General features: G+C 47.6%; 18 protein-coding genes and 7 pseudogenes. 5 read left to right on the top strand and 20 right to left on the bottom strand.

What is annotated here, in order from left to right:
* Positions 1–24: 24 nt before the first annotated feature.
* The 17 genes and pseudogenes from cobM to JCM16496_RS08215 all read right to left on the bottom strand — a co-directional run bounded on the left by cobM (position 25) and on the right by JCM16496_RS08215 (position 13,883).
* A pseudogene (gene cobM / locus JCM16496_RS08300) lies at positions 25–1,876 on the bottom strand (precorrin-4 C(11)-methyltransferase).
* A gap of 88 nt (positions 1,877–1,964) precedes the next feature.
* Positions 1,965–2,285 (bottom strand): annotated as a pseudogene (locus tag JCM16496_RS21670) (bifunctional cobalt-precorrin-7 (C(5))-methyltransferase/cobalt-precorrin-6B (C(15))-methyltransferase); the annotation flags it as partial.
* Positions 2,286–2,444: 159 nt separating this feature from the next.
* Positions 2,445–3,217, bottom strand: a pseudogene (cobJ, locus tag JCM16496_RS21665) (precorrin-3B C(17)-methyltransferase); the annotation flags it as partial.
* A gap of 100 nt (positions 3,218–3,317) precedes the next feature.
* On the bottom strand, positions 3,318–4,217 hold the full coding sequence (locus JCM16496_RS08290) for a helix-turn-helix domain-containing protein (RefSeq protein ID WP_005829381.1): 900 nt from the start codon (positions 4,215–4,217) through the stop codon (positions 3,318–3,320).
* Positions 4,218–4,298: 81 nt separating this feature from the next.
* Positions 4,299–4,766, bottom strand: coding sequence for a helix-turn-helix domain-containing protein (locus JCM16496_RS08285; protein WP_025833541.1), 468 nt, complete (start codon positions 4,764–4,766; stop codon positions 4,299–4,301).
* Between the two features lie 43 nt (positions 4,767–4,809).
* The gene (locus JCM16496_RS21660) at positions 4,810–5,139 is read right to left on the bottom strand and encodes a hypothetical protein (protein ID WP_128809506.1); all 330 of its coding nucleotides are present in this window, start codon (positions 5,137–5,139) and stop codon (positions 4,810–4,812) included.
* Positions 5,136–5,375 (bottom strand): hypothetical protein, encoded by a 240-nt coding sequence (locus JCM16496_RS21655; protein WP_128809505.1) that lies wholly within the window; start codon positions 5,373–5,375, stop codon positions 5,136–5,138. The genes JCM16496_RS21660 and JCM16496_RS21655 overlap by 4 nt, the downstream gene beginning before the upstream one ends.
* 13 nt (positions 5,376–5,388) lie before the next feature.
* Positions 5,389–5,886, bottom strand: a complete 498-nt coding sequence (locus JCM16496_RS23585; protein ID WP_244440281.1) for a hypothetical protein — start codon at positions 5,884–5,886, stop codon at positions 5,389–5,391.
* A gap of 647 nt (positions 5,887–6,533) precedes the next feature.
* Positions 6,534–6,899, bottom strand: a complete 366-nt coding sequence (locus JCM16496_RS08260; RefSeq protein WP_128809504.1) for a DUF3997 domain-containing protein — start codon at positions 6,897–6,899, stop codon at positions 6,534–6,536.
* Between the two features lie 150 nt (positions 6,900–7,049).
* On the bottom strand, positions 7,050–7,514 hold the full coding sequence (locus JCM16496_RS08255; RefSeq protein ID WP_025833537.1) for a hypothetical protein: 465 nt from the start codon (positions 7,512–7,514) through the stop codon (positions 7,050–7,052).
* Between the two features lie 70 nt (positions 7,515–7,584).
* The gene (locus tag JCM16496_RS08250) at positions 7,585–8,016 is read right to left on the bottom strand and encodes a hypothetical protein (RefSeq protein ID WP_025833536.1); all 432 of its coding nucleotides are present in this window, start codon (positions 8,014–8,016) and stop codon (positions 7,585–7,587) included.
* Between the two features lie 11 nt (positions 8,017–8,027).
* Positions 8,028–8,945, bottom strand: coding sequence for a hypothetical protein (locus tag JCM16496_RS08245; protein WP_025833534.1), 918 nt, complete (start codon positions 8,943–8,945; stop codon positions 8,028–8,030).
* An 86-nt stretch (positions 8,946–9,031) separates the two neighbouring features.
* On the bottom strand, positions 9,032–9,655 hold the full coding sequence (locus JCM16496_RS08240) for a hypothetical protein (protein ID WP_025833531.1): 624 nt from the start codon (positions 9,653–9,655) through the stop codon (positions 9,032–9,034).
* Positions 9,656–9,943: 288 nt separating this feature from the next.
* Positions 9,944–10,183, bottom strand: a pseudogene (locus tag JCM16496_RS22660) (tyrosine-type recombinase/integrase); the annotation flags it as partial.
* Positions 10,184–10,339: 156 nt separating this feature from the next.
* On the bottom strand, positions 10,340–10,960 hold the full coding sequence (locus JCM16496_RS08230; protein WP_025833527.1) for a TetR/AcrR family transcriptional regulator: 621 nt from the start codon (positions 10,958–10,960) through the stop codon (positions 10,340–10,342).
* Positions 10,961–11,688: 728 nt separating this feature from the next.
* Positions 11,689–12,428: pseudogene (locus JCM16496_RS08220) on the bottom strand (nucleotidyltransferase family protein).
* Between the two features lie 25 nt (positions 12,429–12,453).
* Positions 12,454–13,883: pseudogene (locus JCM16496_RS08215) on the bottom strand (RapZ C-terminal domain-containing protein).
* A gap of 126 nt (positions 13,884–14,009) precedes the next feature.
* Between JCM16496_RS08215 and JCM16496_RS21635 the strand changes: the two are divergent.
* The 4 genes and pseudogenes from JCM16496_RS21635 to JCM16496_RS08185 all read left to right on the top strand — a co-directional run bounded on the left by JCM16496_RS21635 (position 14,010) and on the right by JCM16496_RS08185 (position 16,865).
* Positions 14,010–15,416: pseudogene (locus tag JCM16496_RS21635) on the top strand (cobyrinic acid a,c-diamide synthase CobB).
* An 85-nt stretch (positions 15,417–15,501) separates the two neighbouring features.
* Positions 15,502–15,699, top strand: coding sequence for a hypothetical protein (locus JCM16496_RS08195; RefSeq protein WP_005836934.1), 198 nt, complete (start codon positions 15,502–15,504; stop codon positions 15,697–15,699).
* Positions 15,699–16,292, top strand: coding sequence for an ATPase (locus JCM16496_RS08190; RefSeq protein ID WP_025833518.1), 594 nt, complete (start codon positions 15,699–15,701; stop codon positions 16,290–16,292). Before JCM16496_RS08195 ends, JCM16496_RS08190 begins: the two co-directional genes overlap by 1 nt.
* Positions 16,293–16,295: 3 nt before the next feature.
* Positions 16,296–16,865 carry a cob(I)yrinic acid a,c-diamide adenosyltransferase gene (locus tag JCM16496_RS08185; protein ID WP_025833515.1) on the top strand — a complete coding sequence of 190 codons (570 nt, stop codon included), beginning with the start codon at positions 16,296–16,298 and terminating at the stop codon, positions 16,863–16,865.
* Positions 16,866–16,896: 31 nt separating this feature from the next.
* Here the strand turns inward: JCM16496_RS08185 and pncB are convergent, their stop codons facing one another.
* Entirely contained in the window at positions 16,897–18,081 is a 1,185-nt protein-coding gene (gene pncB, locus JCM16496_RS08180; RefSeq protein WP_025833513.1) for a nicotinate phosphoribosyltransferase, read from the bottom strand.
* Here pncB and JCM16496_RS21630 point away from each other — a divergent pair.
* On the top strand, positions 18,080–18,262 hold the full coding sequence (locus JCM16496_RS21630) for a hypothetical protein (protein WP_128809503.1): 183 nt from the start codon (positions 18,080–18,082) through the stop codon (positions 18,260–18,262). The two genes, pncB and JCM16496_RS21630, sit on opposite strands and share 2 nt — an antisense overlap.
* A 53-nt stretch (positions 18,263–18,315) precedes the next feature.
* Here JCM16496_RS21630 and JCM16496_RS25250 read toward each other — a convergent pair whose 3' ends face one another.
* Together JCM16496_RS25250 and JCM16496_RS08170 are read right to left on the bottom strand one after the other, a co-directional pair.
* The gene (locus tag JCM16496_RS25250) at positions 18,316–18,822 is read right to left on the bottom strand and encodes an ABC transporter permease (RefSeq protein WP_439644524.1); all 507 of its coding nucleotides are present in this window, start codon (positions 18,820–18,822) and stop codon (positions 18,316–18,318) included.
* Positions 18,822–20,573 (bottom strand): ABC transporter permease, encoded by a 1,752-nt coding sequence (locus JCM16496_RS08170; protein WP_439644525.1) that lies wholly within the window; start codon positions 20,571–20,573, stop codon positions 18,822–18,824. The genes JCM16496_RS25250 and JCM16496_RS08170 overlap by 1 nt, the downstream gene beginning before the upstream one ends.
* Positions 20,574–20,638 lie beyond the last annotated feature (65 nt).

Genomic DNA, 20,638 nt, shown 5'->3' with positions numbered 1-20,638 from the left:
GGTTATGGGTGATTAATCGTTGATTTATTTCCGGTACAGATGTTTGAACTCGTGTGCATAGAGCCGTGACAGACCTTCACGGTTGCCGATGGCTTCGCCTACGACAATCAGGGTTGTCAAGGTGAGGTTGTTTTCCTTCACTATCCTGGCAAGGTCCTTGAGTTCTCCCCTGAATATTTGTTCGTCTTTCCATGTCAAGTGGTAGCAGACAGCTACGGGGGTAGTTTCCGGATACTCCTGCAACAGCTCTTCCTGCACCTGTTCCGCAAGGCCTGCACTGAGGAAGATGCACATGGTGCTTTGTGAGCGTGCCATGAGATGTAGCTTTTCGCGTTCGGGCATGGGCGTACGTCCTTCGCCGCGTGTAAGGATGATGCTTTGCACTTTTTCCGGAATGGTGAACTGCGACTTCAAAGCAGCTGCCGCCGCCTGGAAGGAGGATATGCCGGGGGTGATATGGTAGCTCATACCGTGCTGGTCGAAGTAGTTCATCTGTTCCTGAATGGCACCATAGATACATGGGTCACCCGTATGCAGGCGTACGATGAATTTTCCCTTGTCATAGAACTTCTTCATCAAGGAGAATTGCTCTTCCAAATCCATGGAGGCGGAGCTGAGCACAGTAGCTCCGACCTTGGCACAGAGAGTCAGCTCCTTGGGAACGAGGCTGCCGGCATACAGAATGAGGTCGGCGCGCTCCAGCATTTGGCGTCCGCGTACGGAAACCAGGTCCGGGTCGCCCGGGCCGGCACCCACTATTTCGATGTGGCCCTGGCGCACAGCTCTTATGTCGAGGGCGGCGGCCACGGTATAGTCTTCTCCTTTCTTCTTGGGCATCAGCAGCCGGGAGTTGTTTGCACTCAGCAAGGCGGCGGCTTCGCTGACGCTGGGGGTACCCATGTGCTTCATGACGGTTTTGCTGGGATGGGGCACCTCTATCTCTGCCAGTTCTTCGGTGTATAGAAGTAGACCGGGAACTTCTTTTGGAGCGCTTTCACTACCGGTTCGTCACTTTTGGCTTCAATCGTGGAGATGGAGGCGATGCTTTGGGGCATGATACCGTATCTCTTCAGCGTGTTCATAATCTCTTTCTCCACTTTCCGCACGGGGCCTGCCAGCCGGGCAAGACCGATGCCGAGGTGTACGACACAGGCACGTAGCATATCATAGGCATTTCCGGGAAGTTGGGGACTTGGGGAGATACGCACAGAATCAGTTTAAAGCGTGAAGGTTTAATGTCCTGCACCCGGTAGAATACTTCTACATGGGGCGGCAGGTTCGCCTCCATCCAGTCCGTACCTTCATTGCGCACCGTGAGCAGCAGGGCGGTGGGCTTGCCGGAAACGAAGAGGCTGATATGCTCGTTCATGCATACTCTTTTTTTCTCTTCGGGCGTCTTGGCAAGCTCTGCCAGCAGGAGGGTGGAGGGTTCGGCATTGATGACCGGAAACCACCCGAAACGTTGCGGCAGGGTATCGAGCCCCCATAGGCCGGTACAGTCGCTTTGCGTGGTGACTACCGGTTCGGCCCCGAGGATATTCGCTACCTGGTGGGTCAGTTCGTTGGCTCCTCCGATGTGTCCGGAAAGTACGGAGATGGCAAATTTGCCGGTACTGTCCACGCAAACCACGGCGGGGTCGGTATATTTGTTCTTCACGCAAGGGGCGATGGTGCGGACACAGATTCCCATGGCGCCAATGAAGACAAAGGCATCATAGCGGTTGAAGTTTTCCGCCGTAAATTTTCCGGCGGATTCTATATGTGTGCATCCCTCTTCGTGCCTGAGGGTGAAGATTTCGGAGTCGGGAAGTTCGTTGAGCAGTGATTGGGCTATGCTCAAACCGGCTTCGGAGATTAGAATAATAGCTGTTTTCATAATGGGTATGTTTAAGAAAGCGTGGCTTTCATAATTTCAATGGGGTTATATTCGTTCAAGGCGATATGGGTGGAAGGGTGGAGCACCATTCTGCCTCGGGAAGCTTACGCCTTATGGTATTGGCAAAACCGAAGAACAACGGGTCGCCGGAAGCGAATACAATGATGGAGTCGTCCGTAGCCGTCTCTTCGAAGCGGGTAAATATTTCTTCATAGCGGGAAAAGACACGGTCCAGCGGTACGGTGATGGAAATCCATTCGGCCCCGGCAGGCAGCAGAGGACCGACAATCTCCTTATGCCGTATGCCGCCGGAGAAGACCTTCCCCTTCCGTATCTGCGCCAGTGCTTCCGGCGGGAAGAAGGGGGAGCGGTTGTCATCCATTCCTATGATTATAAATCTGTGTCTCATTCAATGAGTAATCTTATGAAAATATCAAGTAATGTAAGGGGGCATAACAAGTAATTTTTCACTTACACATCCCTGCCGGGGCGCAACAGCTCCGCATCGTTGTAGCACAGCACGGAGTTCACCAGCGTGGCAGCCAAGTTGCTGCCTCCCTTACGTCCTTCTACCGATGCCCGTGGCTTCGGTATTCGTGTCCCGGTAATAGCCGCGCGGAGTGATGAAGCTCCGTTCCATTCGTAGGACTGTGAGTTGCCTATCAATACTACGGTAAACATATCCACCTCTTCGGGATTGAAATCTCCCAGCGTGGTGATGTGTACCGCTTGTTCCGGGCGTCCTGCCTGGCGCACATATCCCACGGGCGTTTCCGGTGAGCGTCCTTCCTGCAGAAAGAGTTCTTTCAAGCGGTAAAGCTGCCAGTAGCGTCCTTCACTTTTGGGGTTGTAGACTGCCGTCACGAAGTCGGCGGCAGCGGCTGCGGTGATACGCCTTTCAATACGCTCCCAGGGAGTCATCAGGTCTGAAAGGGAGATGATGCAGAAGTCATGTCCTACGGGAGCTCCCAGCAGTGAGGCTGCCTTTTGGAAAGCGCTGATGCCCGGCAGCGAAACGATTTCCACGTCGCTGTTCCTTTCCCGCTTCATCTCGTAGACAAGCGGCGTCATACCATAGATGCCCGCATCCCCGGAGCTGATGACGCAGACCGTCTTTCCCTGCTCCGCCAGCTCGAAAGCCTGCTCGGCACGGTCACGTTCACGCTTCATGCCGGTATCTATACATGCTGTTGAGGGGGGGAGATAAGGGGTTACAAACTGGAAATAGTACTTATATCCCACCACTACATCTGATTCTTGCAAAGCGGAAATTACGGCGGGAGTTATATCCGATTCATTGCCCGGTCCGATGCCGGCAACAATTATTTGGGGGTGTTTCATATCCATATGTTCTATTGGCATACAAAGATAGAACTTATATTTGATGAAACCGAAAAAACTCTGCGCTAATCCGCGTAATTCTGTGGTGAAACTTTATTGTCTAAACCTGCAAGTGCCGGTATTCGCTCGGAGTATAGCCTACGTTTTTCTTGAACACGCGGTTGAAGTGCTGCGAATACTGGTATCCCAGCTCATAGGCAATCTGGCTGACTGTCTTCCCGCTTCCTATAATCATTTCTTTGGCCAGGTCGATGATTTTGTTCTGGATATATTCCTGCGCTGTCTTTCCGGTTTCCTTCTTCACCAAGTCTCCGAAATAGTTGGAGGAGAGGAACACTTTGTCTGCGAAGTATTTCACGGAAGGCAGTCCTTCGGTCTGCGGTTTGTCGCTCTGGAAATAGTCGTCTATCAGTGCTTCAAATTTCATCAGGATGTCTTTGTTGGCTGCCGAGCGGGTGATGAACTGGCGTTCGTAGAAACGCATGCAGTAGTCCAGCAGTAGCTCTATGTTGCGCGCAATCAGACCCTTGCTGTGCTTATCGATGGGGCGTTGGATTTCCATTTTAATCTTCTTCAGACAGTCGAGGAAGATTTCTTTCTCGTCTTCGGACAAATGCAGTGCCTCGGTAGAGGAATAGGAAAAGAAGGAATACTGCTTTATTCCTTGTCCCAGCGAGGTGCCTTTTATCAGGTCGGGGTGGAACAGCAGGCCGGAAGCGCTGGGCTGCATACCTTCCAGCATGTTGACCTCGGTCACCTGGCCCGGGGCGAAGCTGGTTACCGTGCCTTCCTGGTAATCGTAAAACTGTTTCCCATAGCGTATATCTCCGCATTTGGTATTTTTGAGGAAAAGGGCGTATACGCCATAGTTCAACGTGAAATGTCTGGGGTATCCGGTAGCTTCGGACAAGTCGACCACGCTGACCAGCGGGTGCAGGGTTTCGAGACCGAACATCTTGTTGTACTGGTCTACTGCATTGAGCTTGATTACTTCTTCCATAAACGTTCCTGTTAGTTCTGTACAAATGTAGAGAATAATCCGGAAAGTTCCATATCGCAGGAGGAGGAATCCGTAATATGGTTACAAATGTCCGTAATCTGTGTACATTGAAAAGAGCCACATTAATTTTTCATCTAGAAAACGTCCGCCACTATATGGCAAATCAGTTCCGTTATAACTGAGACGTGTACATAGCGTGCAATTTTTTGTTTCTTGCGCTTTTTTTCGTATCTCGCCCGGCGTGTCGAGCAAATAATCCTTGCAGAAGTCGTTCAGGTTCGATGTGGATGAAAACCCGGTCATGAACGCCACTTCGGTCAGCGTGTGGTTTGTATTTTTCAGGTAATGTTCCACGTCCCTTGCCCGTTCTGTCTTTATCCACTGGCACAATACTCCGTCCTTGCTGAACGTTTCCAGTTCCAAATAATTATCCATGTTCCGGTTGTTGTGCAGCAACCACTTCATTTTATCGTCCAGTTCCTTCGCACGCTGTTTCAGGTCATTGCCGGGATTGTTTGCTAATAGTAATGATGTAATCTTTTTCTCCATATTTATAACTTGTGTTTATCTGTTATCCATGCTATTCCCCGGCTTAGCGTTGCCATTCGAATATCAGGTAGCATATCGTCAGGTAAATAATCCAGAAGATAAGCATTTTTATCCGCATTTTCTTTTCCTGCGGGGTGGGATGCAGCCATTTGACGATGCGTCCCCGCAACGTCAGGGGACGGGGCATCATAACTTCGGCAAGTTCCTCAAAAGACTTGCAAGCGAAAATCGTTTGCCGGAAATCTTCCGCGCTGTCCCAGTATTCTTCCTCGAACCACCATCCTTTGGGGTATCTCTCCGCTATCCTCTCTTGCAGTTGGCGCAGGGAGAAAGGTTCGGTAGTATCTTCATACTCCGTTTCGTAACGAATCATCCCGTGTGCATCCCCGTGTGCATCCCCGTGAATCCGTGTATGCCTTTCCATCCGGTCATATAGGAACGTTTGACGGTGTACTTTGTCCCGGTGGAATCTATCACTATCTCACCCTTCCACCCGTCAGCCTCTTTCAGTATGGCAAGCTGCGTGGTTTGGTTCTCCTCCCAAAAGGTGTAAACCATATTCTCGTCCGGGCTGAACTCAAATATCGGATATTTCAATTTCGCTTTCATTATTTCCTTTGGTTTATTTTTTTGTTGTTACATAGATTACAAATAATGATAACAGATCAAATAAGGTAGGAATCATCCACAACAGCCACATAGGAATCGCATCCTTCCATATACTTTGTCGGTAGTGGTGCTTGATAGCCGCCACCCTGTTTTTTCTGTATCTCAACAAACACCACAGATCCGGCGGAAGTGCTATTGCAACAAATATTGGAAAAAGAAAAATCACTACCTCCAGTATCGGATGAAGATTATCCGTTAAATTTATTTTCACCAATATATCTCCCAGTATATTGGTATAGTGAGGAGCAAAAAAAGGTAGAAGCGGAAAGAAAACAAACCCGATCCAATACAATGTTATTAACATATTGCCTGAACTTCTTGGATATTTCTTACTGTATCGCTCTCCCTGATAATAGAGGTAGTCAACAAAGTTGTACCTGTAATTTCGTGCTTGCCGGGTTATCCGGTTACGCTCAAAATAATTATCCGTTTTTTTTATGTCTTTCTTCATTTATGCAAAATAAATGTATTTTATTTCTGTTCAACCGGTAAGATAAAATGAATCCCCTTATCATCGCTCCAAGGAGTATAAATCCAAAATTTAATACTATCGTTCTGGAGCAATGTCTTAATTATTTCAGGGTACTTCTCTTTAAATGCCCGAATAGTGCTAATGTGCAATGTATCTTTACCGGACTGCTTTATCGCAGGTATAAAGGAACGAAAAACAGATTGTAATGTAGTATCTTCATATCGTATGGAGTGTCCGGTCTGAAACACGAAATTTTCAGTCGTTAAACTATCAATCATTATTCGTCCCCTCTTGTAGGGACTAAGAAGTTCTCCTTTTTTCATTCGATTGATTCGTACATTATAATTCCATCCCTGTTCATAGGATAGTGCATGATTTATATCCTTGTAGTAATATGCTATTTGACAAATTTGCTTATTTCTTCCTGATATATTACATATTCTAAATGTCAATGGGAATTGAACTCTGAATATGTAATCCCTTACGCTGTCATATCGGATGATAATAGGAAGATCTGATTCCACCTGCTCTACAACAACAGTGTCATTCTTAATTCGGAATGAACACAATGCAATACTAATGAAAGTCAATAACACTATTACTCTTTTCATAATATAATCATTTATTTACCATCGTAAGTTACATGCTACTTTCTGGTGATATTTCATAGACACTCCGGCACTTCTAAGTTGAATTTGCATAGACACTCCGAGTTCCTTCCGTTTGGCTTCAAATTCCTCTTTCGTCGTCAGCTTAAAGCAGTTTTCCTGCGCTTCCAACCCGCTTTGTGTGTTATCTACCGGGATGATGTAATATTCGGTTATGTCCGTATCGTAACGATGCAGGGAATTTCCAAGACTATCTATCAATGTCTTGTATGCTTTGGCAAGGATGAAATGTTCATCGTGCCCCACTTCATATATTCCGTTTTCTGTAATCGAAACATCCAAGTCCATACCCTTGTCATAATAGCTGACGCACATTTCACTCATTGAATCTATGCCAAAAGGTAATAATTCCCAATTAATTTTTCGTACCAAGCCTCACAACTGACAAAGCCGAACAGTATATAATATATAATATAACTTTCTTCATGCGTATAATCTTATTGATACCTTTTTTCATTCGTGCCTATATTGTTGTTAATTGAATATCAACATACATATTCCTATCCCTGCCAAGAAACTCCATATCGGGAAAGTATATATTACCCAAGACGGGATAATCCTGTTCCATTTGTTTCCTTTATATTTCAGCAGTATGGCGGCAGTCCGTTTCCGGGTGTATCGCAGATAGAAGGGAATGATACAAAACACGGTTGTCAGGATAAAAAAGACAAGCCCGCCTTGTAGTTCCGTGAAGTTCTTTCGTGAAAACCAACTGTCCGTCAGCACACAATTGAAGAAAATACTAAAAAAGAGCAGGGCAATCATGAATGTGGCGGCAAACACGCCGAAAGCACTGAAACGTGGCGGATCATTATGCTTCTTGTAGGTAACATACAGCCTGTAATACAGATAATCAAAGAAGCAATACCTGTATTTCTTCCCATTCTGCATTGAGTTATTTTGCTCAAAACGACTTCTTGTTTCACTTGTATTTTTCATCTTTGCTACAAATTATCGCTAATGGTTTGGTAAGGAACAGCGTTTAGCTGTTTAGGTGATTGTTATAAACTTATCTTATTCCTTTCAATTCTTCTTTCATTCTTCCTTTTAGATGAAAATAAGCCAGCACGCCAAGGGCGTTGAATAATGCGGTTTCATCTTGATTGCGCCCTAATGCATTATAGAATTTTGCAACATTCCGATAAGCCAAAATTAGAAAGATTAAATAAACGACAACTAAAATTCCCCCACTGAATACAAGAGTACAAATACCTATCAATGAATTTCTATTGTATGCTTTATACTGTTTTTCAGCTTCATCATAATCATAGTTTGTTAAATAACCAAATTGTTGCAAATCATCTCTGCTCCATCCGCGCTCTCCCAATAAGTTGATAGCATAATCACGAAGTTCATCATCATAGCCATAACGCTTATAATTTTTCACTACGTCTATCAACTTGTCATTATCGAATTTATTTAGAATTTCAAAGTCTTCCATACAACTTCGTTTTATTGTTTATAATGGTTTGGTGAGGAACAGCGTTTAGCTGTTGGCTCGACCTCGTTACTAACATAGTTTTTATAGACAACCTCTTTAAGATTTTGCGCTGGTTGAGATAGTTCATACTTTTCTTTCATTAGAAAAGGTAACGATTTCTTTATCATTCTGTTTTGCACAAAGTGAATACCTTTCCCTTTAATTACCCGCAACCGTAGAAAAACCCATATCTCAACAGGAATAAAACGCCAAGTCCGACTATAAAACTCACGTTGATAGCTATCATTCCTACATTGCATAAGGTGATATTCGACCATTTCATCTATTGAACGATTAATTGCATCTTCATCATTTGAATATATCAAACTTAAGAAATTCTTATAAGTAGGATGTATAGGTGTATCTCCAATATATTTATTCAACAATACAGACGAGTTATTATCGGTAAGTAAGTCATATAATATAAATACTTCCGAAAATAGGGTGTTTTTATAAAGAATCACATTGTACTCTTGAATATCACTATCTATCACATTTAAGAAGTGTTCAAATGCTATTTTAGCTTCTTGAGATGACAAACAAGTAAATATACCTAACATTCGATGACACATGTCTACACTTGTCAAAAGCAACTGTTTTCTATCTTCTTTGTTTTTAGGAATTATTGCTAATGCGGCAAAATTATATAAGAAAGCATCTGCAAGACCTGTGAAGTTTTCTTCATTTAGCCCCGTTGTAAGCTCATAGTAACTTTTAAGCATTGTCATATCCCCATAATAAATTAAGTCTATTGAAGTACCGGAATGATAGCTTTGGTTTGAGAAACAACCTTCTATTTTCTTTCCTAATTCCTCATAGAAATAACTATTCTCGTGTTCTTGATAAGAAACTGTTTTTTTCAAATTCTTAAAGAGAGTTTCTATTGTCATACGGTTATATTTTCGTCCAAATTGTTAGTAATGGGATGCAGCTAATCGCCGTTTAAGGCGATTGAGGTGCATGTTAGCTACGTTCCTTATTGCTCCATTTTTCGTTTTACAATATCTATAAACTCCTCTTTAGTCATGAATTTATTTAGGAAATTTTCTAATGTTCCTTCATTTGTAACCTCTGTAAAAAACTCTTCATGGTCTGTACTCCATACAATCGGATTATCAATATTGAGGTCAGATACACAGATGAAGTAGTTATTGGGATAAGCATCTGTGTAAAGCAATTCCACAAAAGCGGGAGTAGCACAATTTGAATGTTGAATGATTTCGTCCAACTCCGCTTCATCTGAAAACCAATCATTCCATTCTTCAAAATCCGGTGTGCCTTCTTGTAATGGAGTGAAAGGTTTGGCTATCCAAAACAATTGCCTGCGAGGTTCTTCATCTAATGTATAGTAGGTATCAACCATTTTCTTATAGAATGTTTCTCTGTCAGAATTGAATAATTCCATATTCTCATCCACCCAATCACCCAAACCTTCAATCGGTTCTGTATCTTCGGCAGACTGCCAAGGTGTATCTTCCGGCTTTTGATACAAAGCGGTGTCGAAAGTTATGGCACACAAGTCTTCTTGTAAAGACACTCCTTTTACATTGGCGACATTACCACCTAATTGTTTAATCCGATTTACGATTTCCTTTTTCATGACTTTAATTTTTCTTTATTCGTAGCTAATGTATTTATAAGAACACTGCAAGGTATCGGTTATCGAAATAGCCGACACCCAACAGGTGTATTTCCTAATCTCTAATATCCATACCTCCCGAATCATCCAGTGTATCAAGTGGATTGGATGTGCTTGCTTTGCGGGCACTCGTCGCATGAAAATATATACTTGTTGCTTAATATCATTGTGCCCCAGCAACTCCTGTATGGTTTTTAGATTAGTACCTTGTTCCTGTAATTGGGTAGCAAAAAAATGGTGCGACATACATACATGTACCCGGCTGTAATCTATATAAGCGTGGGGAGAGTAACGGGTGTAGAACTCCGGTAGCCGGAAAGCGGATGCTTGTATGTATGCGCTTCCGTTTCCGATTGTTTTAATTCCGTTGTCTTGCGAAAGCAGCAAAATAATAGTCAGGCTATCGGCATATTCTATCCGTATATAATCCTGACCGTCTGTATTTTGTTTTGTCAGTACGATACTTACCCGTTGTTTGCTTGCATCCATGTAGGGCTTGTTTTATAACATTACAACTCTCATTAATTAAATGATATTGCCAAAGTTATAAAACTATCCCGAATAAAGTAAACGAACGTTTTCTTTTTATCTTTTTTTTGCACAGACAATCAGGGCAGCAGGGGAACAGCGTTCAATGGAGACTGTTTAGCGTTTCAACAAGGAGTAAACGGCACGTAAATGTTTGGAGAGTTTTTCGGTGTTCAGTCCACCCAGAAAAGACATTTCAAAGGAAAGCCCCATGTAAACCTGCCGGAACATGACTACCGCTTCCTCTACATCCACATCCTCTCTTAGTTCTCCGGTAGCTATGGCACGTTGTATAGCGGCACGCCAGTAAGCATAATCAACCTCTACAAGATTACGGAGTTTTTCTTTTGCATCAGGATCGTATTGGAGCAGTTGAAACAGAAAATGAAAATATTGGGCATGATATGTGAACTTTCCTTGCGCCACCTTGTCCCGGTCTGCACCTATCAGGTCGCCCAGCATATCCATTGTCCGTTGTACACCACGCACATATTCGTCTATAAATTCGGCAAACGTACTGTTCGTTTCAGTGAATTTGTTTTGTGGGTTTTGCGTGCTGAACCAAAACCTGTCCACCACGGCAATGAATAGCTCCTGTTTGTTTTTGTAATATTTGAATATTCCGGCTTTCGACATTCCGAGCATCTTTCCAAGTTCTGCAAAACTGGCTTTCTCATAGTTCACGGACATAAACAGCTTGAACGCAGCTATCAGTAATTCATCACGGGTAATTTTCATTTTACGGCAGTCTTTTATATTCCGGCTACGAAGATACATTTTTTCGTTCACACTCCCAAAGCGAAAGTTTAGTCTACATTATCCATACTTGGGAGTTAACGGGGTGATACAAACCGCGCGGCAATGAATGGGTAGACCGTCTCCCGAACAGGGGTAAAACCGGAAGAAAGTATAGGCAGAATTCGCGTATGTCCCATGCTTTTTATCACGGAGGTTCAGGCAAAACCTCGTCCCGCGCACGTGCCCCCGACGGTTTACGTATGTGTGCCCGTCGGTTCACGTGGGAAAACCGTCGGGCACACATAGGTGGGATGAAGTTTTGTAATAAGGATTCGGGAATTATGTACCAAGCTTCTCTGCATTACACGCAGGGCATGAAGGGAAAAAGTATCCACATCCCGGGAGCGAAAGCTACACTTCCGGCATCATGGGTAACGGGGTTTGCCCTCCTCAATGCAATATTTGCACGAGTAAAGCGAATAATAAGCCCGAAATCGACGTTAATAAAGGTTATTTCGGTACAATTGAAAACCAAGGGAAAAGTGTGGTTAACCTCTTATTATCAAACTGTTAAAGTCGGATGTGAGAAAAAAACGTGCTGAGAAACGTTTCTCAGCACGCTGTCAGCACGCTTCTCGTCACTCGCTCAATGCCCATGAATAAAGGCTTTCAGAAGGGTTTGTGCTGAGTGCTGAGAAATATGACGAAAAACTCCAGTAGAGTAGAAATTATTTTTGTTTGTAGTATTCCTCCGCTTGCGCCAGTGTCTCCGGTTTGCCGATGTCGAACCAGCGGAATCCTTGCAGCGGATAGCCTTGTATGTGTACCCTTGTGCAGGCGGACAAGTAGAAAGGAATGATGGAGAACTTGCCGTTCCACTGCCCATCGTCCATCAGGCGGAAGAGGGAGGGGGAGATGATGTGGATACCTCCGAAGGCGAGTTCCCGGTACTTCGTTTCCCGGTAGTCGAAACCTGCCGGTTTCACCTCTCCGGTGGACTTGTTTATCCAGCCGTGCAGGTGGTAGTCGTCGTCAAAAAGGAGATAGCGGGAAGTCTTGCGCTCGCTCACAAGCAGGGTAGATTCCGCATCACTTTCCAGATGGTGGCGGTAGAGGCCTGCAAGGTCAATATCCGTCAGAATATCCGCGTTGTGCACCAGAAAAGGTTCTTGTCCGTCCAGAAAGGGGCGTGCCTTTTTGATGCCTCCTCCGGTGTCGAGCAGCATGCCGCGTTCATCGCTGATGTGAATTTCCGTGCCGAAGTTGTCGTGGGCACGGAGGAAGTCGATAATCTGCTCCCCGAAGTGGTGGATATTGACCGTTATCTCATTGAATCCTGCTTCCTTCAACCGCAGTATCACCCGTTCCAGCATGGGCTTTCCTGCTACGGGAACGAGGGCCTTGGGCATGTTGTCCGTCAAGGGGCGCAACCGGTGCCCAGGCCGGCGGCGAAAATCATGGCTTTCATATTGGCATATTCTCACATTAGCACATTAAACTTTGGCCTTAAACGTCTGCTCTATATTCTGTTCTCTATGTATCAGGTTCACTTGCACGCCAAACTTCTTGTGCAGATGTTCCGCCAGGTGTTGTGCCGAATATACGGAACGGTGCTGTCCGCCGGTGCAGCCGAAGCAGACAGACAGATTGGTGAAGCCGCGTTCCATGTAGCGCTTCACGGAAGCGTCGACAAGGGCGTAGGCATGCTCCAGGAATACGGCTATCTCGCCGTCGTCTTCCAGGAAGCGGATAACGGGTTCGTCCAGTCCCGTGAAGGGCTTGTAACGCTCGTACTTGCCGGGGTTGTTCACGGCGCGGCAGTCAAAGACGAAACCTCCTCCGTTGCCCGTGGAGTCTTCGGGGATGCCTTTCTTGTAGGCAAAGCTGGTGACTTTCACCACGAGGCGACGCTTTTGCAGGTCGTCTGTAAATTGTTTCAGCTCGGTAAGTTCGCGCAGAATCCGGCAGAGGTAAGGATATTCGGGATAAGGTTCTTGGAGCAGCTGGCGCAGGTTCTCGATGGCGAAGGGAACACTTTGTATGAAGTGGGGCTTCTTCTCGAAGTAACCGCGGAAACCGTAGGCACCCAGCACCTGCATGGTGCGGAACAGCACGAAGTGGCGGAGTTGGGCATAGAAATAAGCCTCGTCCACGGCTGGTACTTGCGCAGGGCGTCGATGTATTCCTTCAGCAGCTCTTGGCGCAGGCTGTCGGGATAGTTTGCTTTGGCTTGCCACAAGAAGGAGGCTACGTCGTAGTAGACCGGACCTTTGCGTCCGCCCTGGAAGTCGATGAGCCACGGCTCGCCGTCCTTTATCATCACGTTGCGGCTCTGGAAGTCGCGATACATGAAGGTGGCGGAGCTGCTACGGAGCAACACGTCTGCCATCTTCTGGAAATCGTCTTCCAGCCGGTCTTCCTGGAAGTCCATCCCCGTAGCCTTGAGGAAGCAGTATTTAAAGTAGTTCAGGTCCCACAGAATGCTGCGGCTATTGAACTCTGCCTGCGGGTAGCAGTAGGAGAAGTCCATGCCGTCGGCTCCGGCAAACTGCACGGCAGGAAGCAGACGGATGGTCTTGCGTAGCAACTGCTTCTCATCCTCGCCGAATACGCTGGTTTTGCGGCCCTTCTCTATGGCATTAAATAGGAGCGAGTCGCCCAGGTCTTCTTGCAGATAATAAATATCATCTTCGGAGCGGATGAATACTTGCGGCACGGGCAGTCCTTTCTGGCGGAAATGTTCTGCCATGTAGAGGAAGGCGCGGTTCTCCTCCACAGACTCTCCGCTGACACCGATAAGTGTAGGACTTCCGATGAGGCGGAAGTAACGGCGGTTGGAGCCGGAGGAGGGGAGTTCGTCAATCTGTTCCGGTTCGTGTCCGGTATGTGCGATGTAGAGTTTCTTAAGTTCTTCGGTTATCATGGTGATATGTTTTATTTTCGCAGCTAAGATAAAACTTTTGTCGGAGATATGCTTATCTTTGCAGTAGGAAAATATTCCGTCCCCAAATAACTTACTAACTCATAACTTATAACTCATAATTTTCCCATGCGCTCCATCCCTCAGTTTCTCATAGCCGCCCCCACATCGGGCAGTGGAAAGACCACCGTCAGTCGTGGACTGATGGCATTGTTTGTGAAGAAAGGTCTGAAGGTGCAGCCTTTCAAGTGCGGTCCCGATTATATAGATACCAAGTATCACGAGGCGGTATGTGGCCGTCCTTCCATCAATCTGGATACTTTCATGCGTCTCAGGAGCACGTAAGCAGTCTGTATGCACGCTATTCGGCGGATGCGGATGTTGCCGTGGTCGAGGGGATGATGGGGATGTACGACGGGTACGACCGCGACCGGGGCTCGTCGGCAGAAGTGGCACGGCTCTTGGGTATTCCTGTGGTGCTGGTGGTCGATGCCAAGTCGGCTGCCTATTCCATGGCTCCTTTGTTGTCGGGGTTCATCAATTTCCGTCCGGATATACGTATTGCGGGAGTTATCTTCAATCGTGTCGGCTCGCCCCGCCACTACCAGATGCTGCAGGAAGTCTGTGAAGACTTGAACGTGATTTGTCTGGCTATCTGCCCAAGCAGAAGGAACTGGAGCAGGAGTCGCGCCATCTGGGGCTGGATTTCAGCCGTTCTAAGGAGACGGAGGGGCTGGACATGCTGGCAGGCTTGCTGGAGGAACATGTGGACTGGGAACTGCTGCTCTCGATAACCGGGCGTCCATTGCCTGCGGCGGCAGTGGAGGAGAAGCCGGTACTATCAGAGCCGGGGAAGCTACATATCTCGGTAGCGCGCAACGAAGAGTCCTTTTCCTTCCTTTATGCGGAGCATCTGGATATTCTGCACCGTATGGGCACGGTCACTTTCTTCAATCCGGAGCAGGACCGGGCTATTCCGCAAGAGACGGATTTGCTCTATCTGCCGGCGGCTATCCCGAGAACCGTCTGGAGGAACTTGCCGGGGCAAGGCTTGCCAGGGAGTCTATCCGCAGCTATATAGAGGCCGGTGGCAGAGCGCTGGCGGAATGCGGGGGGATGATATATCTTTCGCAGTCCGTTATTTCTGATGGGGATACGGACGAGGGAAGTATTGATACCGATGGAAGAAGCGCCGGGAGCTGTGTAGGCAGTATCGGAAATGAGATGGTAGGAGTATTGCCTTTCAGCATTACGAACGAGCGTAAACGCAGGAAATTGACATTGGGATACCGTCAGTTCGACTATAACGGATGGCGGCTGAAAGGACACGAATTCCATTATACGCAGTTTGCCGTGCCCGAAGCTGGTGGAAAAGAAGGTGGTGCGTGCAGTCTTCCTCCCTCGATAGCGCAGGTCTACAATGCCAAAGGAGGGAAGGTAACCACTCACGTCTTTCGCTATAAGAACCTGATAGCCAGTTATACGCATCTGTATTGGGGCGAGGTGGATGTGATGGCTTTGTTCGGTGAACTCTAAAATAGCGCATTGATATTTTATGTAATTTCGTTTGTGTTCTCGAAATAGTGGAGTATCTTTGTTTTCATTTAAATATATTATGATTATGAAACTGAATACTTATCGCTTGTCTTCTTTGGAAGACCCTACTGATGAACAACTGCATGCTTTGATGGAACAAGTGGCTGTTGCGGCCCGTGAAAGTTCTCGCAAGGCAAAAAGAGAATTGGAGCGGAGAATGCAAGAGGTGAGAGAAAAATTGAAAGCATATAGAGCTAAAAATGTAAGTGATATATCCATGTGATGAACGAAAAAAATCCGACACTTTGTATAGTAGCTGGTCCGAATGGTTCGGGTAAAACTTCTACGACAGTGCAACTGCTTCATAATGAATGGGCAGAAAATAGCCTTTACATTAATCCTGATAATATAGCGCAAGAACAATATGGTGATTGGAATTCTCCCGTTGCAGTATTGAAGGCAGCAGAATTGGCGACTAAAATGCGTTATGAGTGTTTAAGGAAAAGGCAAGATTTTGTATTTGAAACAGTCTTTTCCTCAGACGAAAAACTTGCATTTGTTGAAGAAGCAAAAAAAGCAGGATTTTTTATTCGCATTTTTTTTGTCTGTACAGATAATCCTGAGATAAATGTACGGCGTATTACACAGCGCTATTTGAATGGAGGGCATGAAGTTCCCATTTCCAAAATTATTTCCCGTTATTATAAATCGTTATTGAATATAGGCAAAGCAATATCCTTGGTTGATAGGGTATATATCTACGATAATTCAATAGAAAATCAAATCCCTCGATTATTGTTCCGCACTGTAAACGGGACCCTCTTCAAACAATATGTAGAGGAAATCCCGCAGTGGGCACAGTTCCTTATCAAATAGAGTATGAAAAGAGTCTATACCAAAACTGGAGACAAAGGAACAACGGGTATTCATGGTGGCACGCGCGTGCCGAAAGATGACATCCGTATCGAGGCAAACGGATGCCTTGATGAATTGAATGCCGTGATTGGCATCGTGCGCTCCATGCTGGCGGCAAAAGATGCCTGGCAGGAGTTGCTGCATGCTGTCCAGCGGGAACTGATGGTGGTAATGAGCCATGTGGCCACCCCCTCGGGAGTGGTAAATCCTAATCCGCTTTCTGCCGCAGAGCTCACGCTACGCTGTGAGCAGGAGATGGATGCCATGACCGTCCTGCTGACGGACAACGGCTACTTCCTTTTGCCCGGTGGCACTTCCGCATCTGCCCAACTGCAGTTTGCCCGTACCGTGGCCCGCCGTGCCGAACGCCGTTTGTGGACACTCCATCGCCAAGACCCCGTGAACGAGGATATCCTACGTTTCATCAACCGCCTTTCGGACTTGTTCTTCGTCATGGCCCGCATGGAGATGCAGCGGCAGGACTGGCCGGAGGAGAAATGGCAGGAGTTTGCTTACAAAAGGAAAAGACAGTAAGTGCTTATCGCTAATCGCCGGGAAACTGTTCTCAGCATAGGTTTCCTGCTTGTTGTCCGAGCCTTAAATCATACAGACATGCCCGTACTTCCGCTTCGCTGCCGATATGCTTTCCTGCATCGTCGGACAGTTTCACGCATTCGCGCCATTCCTGGTTGACGTTCATCTTGCACTGCGTCAGTTTCATTACGATGTTGGAGGGCTTGAAACCGGTATCATTCGTCAGATTGGTGCCGATGCCGAAGGAGCAGCGGATTTTACCTCTGCAATGCTCCTGAATATCAAGTGCCTTGCCAAAGTCGAGCGCATTGCTGAAGACGATGGTTTTAGTGGTAGGGTCGATGCCCAGTTCGCGGTAGCGGGCAACGAGCTTGTCGGTGAAATCGAATTCATCGCCGGAGTCGCAGCGTACACCGTCGAATAGTTTGGCCTGCTTGCGGCTCAGGTTACTTAGGAAAATGCCGGAGGTATAGGTATCGGACAGTGCGATGCCCAAGTCGCCGTCGTACACGTTCACCCAGTTTTCCAAGGCCATGTAGTTGGCGTGTTTGTAGCCGAACTGTGCGCCGTGGAACATGAACCATTCATGCGGATGCGTCCCCATAGGCTTCATGCCGTATTTCATGGCGAAGTGGCAGTTGGAAGTCCCGGTACAATATTCGGCGTTTTCCTTCAGACGGCCTATGATTTTGTCTTGTACTTCGAACGAGAAGCGTCTCCGGGTGCCGAACTCCGAAAAATACAGCTGGCGCCGGTTGGAGAGTGCCACCTTTTCGGAAAGTTTGCAGAGTATGTTGTCCATGTCGGCCACGTTTCCCAAAGAACGGTTCTTTATTTCGGATACGATGGCAAGCAGAGGGACTTCGTAAAGGGTGGCCTTGTACAGATAGTCCGTGATTTCAATGTTCAGGTGCCGGTCCTCGTCCAGATGGATGCTTACCTTCTCCGGCTGGAAGCGGAAGGAGGAGAGCCACTCCCAATAGACCCTTGGCAGGAAACGGCAGTGGCGGGTCATGTATTCCAGCTCTTCGGCAGTAAGTACGGTCTGTGCCAGGCTGTCCACCGCCTCTTGCAGCTCCTTCAGAAACGTGTCCGTATAGGCGGTGTCGTCTCTGTCCTTGAAGCTGAAAGTGCCCATGGCATAGGGAAACAATTTGATGTAGGCATACGAGGTGGTGAATTTGTAAAGGTCTGTATCGAGTATGGTATGAATCATGGCAGAATATTCTTTGATTTACGATTTTGGGGATGAAGATAGTGAAAATTTCTTATTTGCCCAGCCCCTATCTGTTAACAACGGCATATTCCTATTAAACCATGTTATAAATAAGGCTGTTATGGGCGGAAATTTTGGAGAATTCGGAGAACTCCGTATATTTGCAATGTGTTTTTCATAGTATTAGATTTAAGGTTAACAAAAGATTGGCTGTCTGGGATAGATAGCCTTTTTTTATGCCTTCACTTTTCCTTCTCCGTAGAGGCGACGTGTAGTACAGAGCGCCAAAGTTCCATAGACCAATACTTGTATCCACATTGTCAGCATCTGCGGCCATACGTCGGCCAGCGTTCCACCCATTGAGTTCAGTTTTACAAAAGCAAGTACGGCAGGACCTGCCGGAAAAAGATAGTGGGCCGCCTGCCAATACCACGGCATCAGCTCCAGCGGATAAGACACGCCCGAAAGGAAGATGTAGCCCACAGAGAAGAAGGCTATCATCAGTAGCGGCGCTTCGGAGTCTGTAAACCAGCGGGAGACGGCCAGGGCAAGGAAACTTGTGCCCAGCAGGAAGGGTATCATCATGGTGACGATATCCTTTCCGCTGCCGATGTGGGGGATGCTGAACAGATGCGGCAGCAGTCCCAGCAGGAATAGGGAGAACACTACATACAGCATGAAGTATACAAAGGTCCTGCCCCCGACAATCCGCCATACATCCTTCAGCGAGCCGGCACGCATCAGCGTATTCCCTTTCTTCTGGCTTCCGCTTCCTCGCCCGTCAGCATGGCAATCACCATCAGCATCGTCTGGAAGATGATGACAATCATGACGGCTGGAATCAGATACGAACCGTACCCCTCCGTATAGTTGTAGAGGGCTGTGCCTGACACGCTGACGGGAGCGGACGAAGCCACTGCCAGCAACCCTTGCGGAGGCAGGAATACGGTGCCCTCCATGCGGTGGGCATCGTTCACGGCAAGCATGACACGCGCGCTGGACTCTTGTAATCCCTTGAAGTTGAGGAAAGCGTCCGTGGCGGCATAGAGCACGAAAACCGAAGTCTCGCCCCGTGCCACACGTGCCTCGAAGTCGGCAGGCAGGTAAAGGATGCCTGCCACGTCGCCCTGCTTCATCCATTGGCGGGCTTCGAGGATGTTGGGCGTCTGGCCGTAGACGGCGGTCTGGGGAGTGGCGTCGAGCAGCCGGATGTATTCGCGGCTGAGGGCGGAGTGGGAGAGGTCTACCACTGCGACGGGAGCCTTGCGCACCAGGTTGGGAGCGTACATGTAGTTGTAGAGCAGTCCGTAGAGGAAGATGCCGCCTGCCAGCACGAGCAGGATGGCGGGATTGGTGGCGATGGCATGCCACTCGTGGCGGATGACGGAAGCTGTTGACAATACGGTAGGTGGGCAAGGTGATGGGGAGGCGGCGATTGCTTCTTCCCTTATCTCTTTTTTTATCCACCATTTCAGCAACGGCAGTATCAGCAATGCTGCCAGCAGGAAGACGGATAGCGTGGCTACCGACTGCCAGAAGTAGGCAAAACCTGCATCGAAGTAAATCATGGCTTGTGCCGCCTCCGTGAAGTGCCGTACGGGGAAGAGGTAGGATGCCGCATGCACGGGCGCATACATGGCTGTGACGGGAAAAGTGACCCCGGACAACGTGGCTCCCAACGAGCCTACCATGGACACTACGCTGATAATGTAGGCAATCTTGGGAAAGACCGAATAGATAAAGACCGCCAATGCCTGGGTAGCGATGATGAAGAGTACGGTCACTGCGTTCATCAGCCACAGACTGCCCGAGAAGGGGATGTGTAACGGGCCGAACAATACATAGTTTGCCAAGATGCCGATGGACGAGAAGATGAGGGTATAGGGCAGCAGTTTCCCTGCTACGGCAGTGAGGATATTGCCCCGTGCCGTCTCCAGCCATTCGCCGGCGCTGCCGAATTTCATCTCGCTGCCTATGGAGTAGACGGTGGTGAGCAGGATGAGTATCTGGAACAGTACGAAGAAGAAGGGCTGGCTCAGGTAGATGGAGTAGTCCATATCCGGATTGTAGAGGGGATGGGTACTGGCTTCTACGGGGAGCAGGAAGGTCTGTATCTGTTCTCCGCTGACTCCCAGAGCTTCGGCCTGCATCACGATGGGGGAGAGTGCCACGGGGGCAAGCGTATTCTCGAACGCCGCCATCAGCTCGCTGCCTACAGAAAGAAGGGCATAGTGGTAATAATAGGTGAGCGTTGCGTCAGTTCCCGTCACCGCCTTCTGTTCGAAGCGGGGCGGGATGACGAGGTAGCCGTATATGTCCTTCCGTTGCAATGCCTGGCGGGCGTCGGCTTCGTCGGTGAAGTGCTCCGTCACACGGAAGGTGGGGGCGGCAGAGATGCGCCGGGAGATATTGCGCGAAGTGGCAGTGTTGTCCAGGTCGACGATACCCACGGGAATGTTCTCCATCTGTCCGTTTCCGAAGATGGTGGCCATGAAGAACAGACAGAACAAAGGCAGCACGAGGCAGACGCCGAGGTATAGACGGCGGGAGGTCATGC

The organism is Bacteroides rodentium JCM 16496 (genome assembly GCF_000614125.1).
Lineage (GTDB): Bacteria > Bacteroidota > Bacteroidia > Bacteroidales > Bacteroidaceae > Bacteroides > Bacteroides rodentium.
The sequence above is the reverse complement of the archived record's forward strand: the minus strand, read 5'-3'. Positions and strand labels throughout refer to the sequence as shown.

Bases quoted from the DNA above. Each gene is read 5' to 3' on its own strand.
- JCM16496_RS08290 (WP_005829381.1), bottom strand. From the start codon at position 4,217: ATGGAAGAAGTAATCAAGCTCAATGCAGTAGACCAGTACAACAAGATG.
- JCM16496_RS08285 (WP_025833541.1), bottom strand. From the start codon at position 4,766: ATGGAGAAAAAGATTACATCATTACTATTAGCAAACAATCCCGGCAAT.
- JCM16496_RS21660 (WP_128809506.1), bottom strand. From the start codon at position 5,139: ATGATTCGTTACGAAACGGAGTATGAAGATACTACCGAACCTTTCTCC.
- JCM16496_RS21655 (WP_128809505.1), bottom strand. From the start codon at position 5,375: ATGAAAGCGAAATTGAAATATCCGATATTTGAGTTCAGCCCGGACGAG.
- JCM16496_RS23585 (WP_244440281.1), bottom strand. From the start codon at position 5,886: ATGAAGAAAGACATAAAAAAAACGGATAATTATTTTGAGCGTAACCGG.
- JCM16496_RS08260 (WP_128809504.1), bottom strand. From the start codon at position 6,899: ATGAGTGAAATGTGCGTCAGCTATTATGACAAGGGTATGGACTTGGAT.
- JCM16496_RS08255 (WP_025833537.1), bottom strand. From the start codon at position 7,514: ATGAAAAATACAAGTGAAACAAGAAGTCGTTTTGAGCAAAATAACTCA.
- JCM16496_RS08250 (WP_025833536.1), bottom strand. From the start codon at position 8,016: ATGGAAGACTTTGAAATTCTAAATAAATTCGATAATGACAAGTTGATA.
- JCM16496_RS08245 (WP_025833534.1), bottom strand. From the start codon at position 8,945: ATGACAATAGAAACTCTCTTTAAGAATTTGAAAAAAACAGTTTCTTAT.
- JCM16496_RS08240 (WP_025833531.1), bottom strand. From the start codon at position 9,655: ATGAAAAAGGAAATCGTAAATCGGATTAAACAATTAGGTGGTAATGTC.
- JCM16496_RS08230 (WP_025833527.1), bottom strand. From the start codon at position 10,960: ATGAAAATTACCCGTGATGAATTACTGATAGCTGCGTTCAAGCTGTTT.
- JCM16496_RS08195 (WP_005836934.1), top strand. From the start codon at position 15,502: ATGAAACTGAATACTTATCGCTTGTCTTCTTTGGAAGACCCTACTGAT.
- JCM16496_RS08190 (WP_025833518.1), top strand. From the start codon at position 15,699: ATGAACGAAAAAAATCCGACACTTTGTATAGTAGCTGGTCCGAATGGT.
- JCM16496_RS08185 (WP_025833515.1), top strand. From the start codon at position 16,296: ATGAAAAGAGTCTATACCAAAACTGGAGACAAAGGAACAACGGGTATT.
- JCM16496_RS21630 (WP_128809503.1), top strand. From the start codon at position 18,080: ATGGCAGAATATTCTTTGATTTACGATTTTGGGGATGAAGATAGTGAA.
- pncB (WP_025833513.1), bottom strand. From the start codon at position 18,081: ATGATTCATACCATACTCGATACAGACCTTTACAAATTCACCACCTCG.
- JCM16496_RS25250 (WP_439644524.1), bottom strand. From the start codon at position 18,822: ATGCGTGCCGGCTCGCTGAAGGATGTATGGCGGATTGTCGGGGGCAGG.
- JCM16496_RS08170 (WP_439644525.1), bottom strand. From the start codon at position 20,573: ATGGCCACCATCTTCGGAAACGGACAGATGGAGAACATTCCCGTGGGT.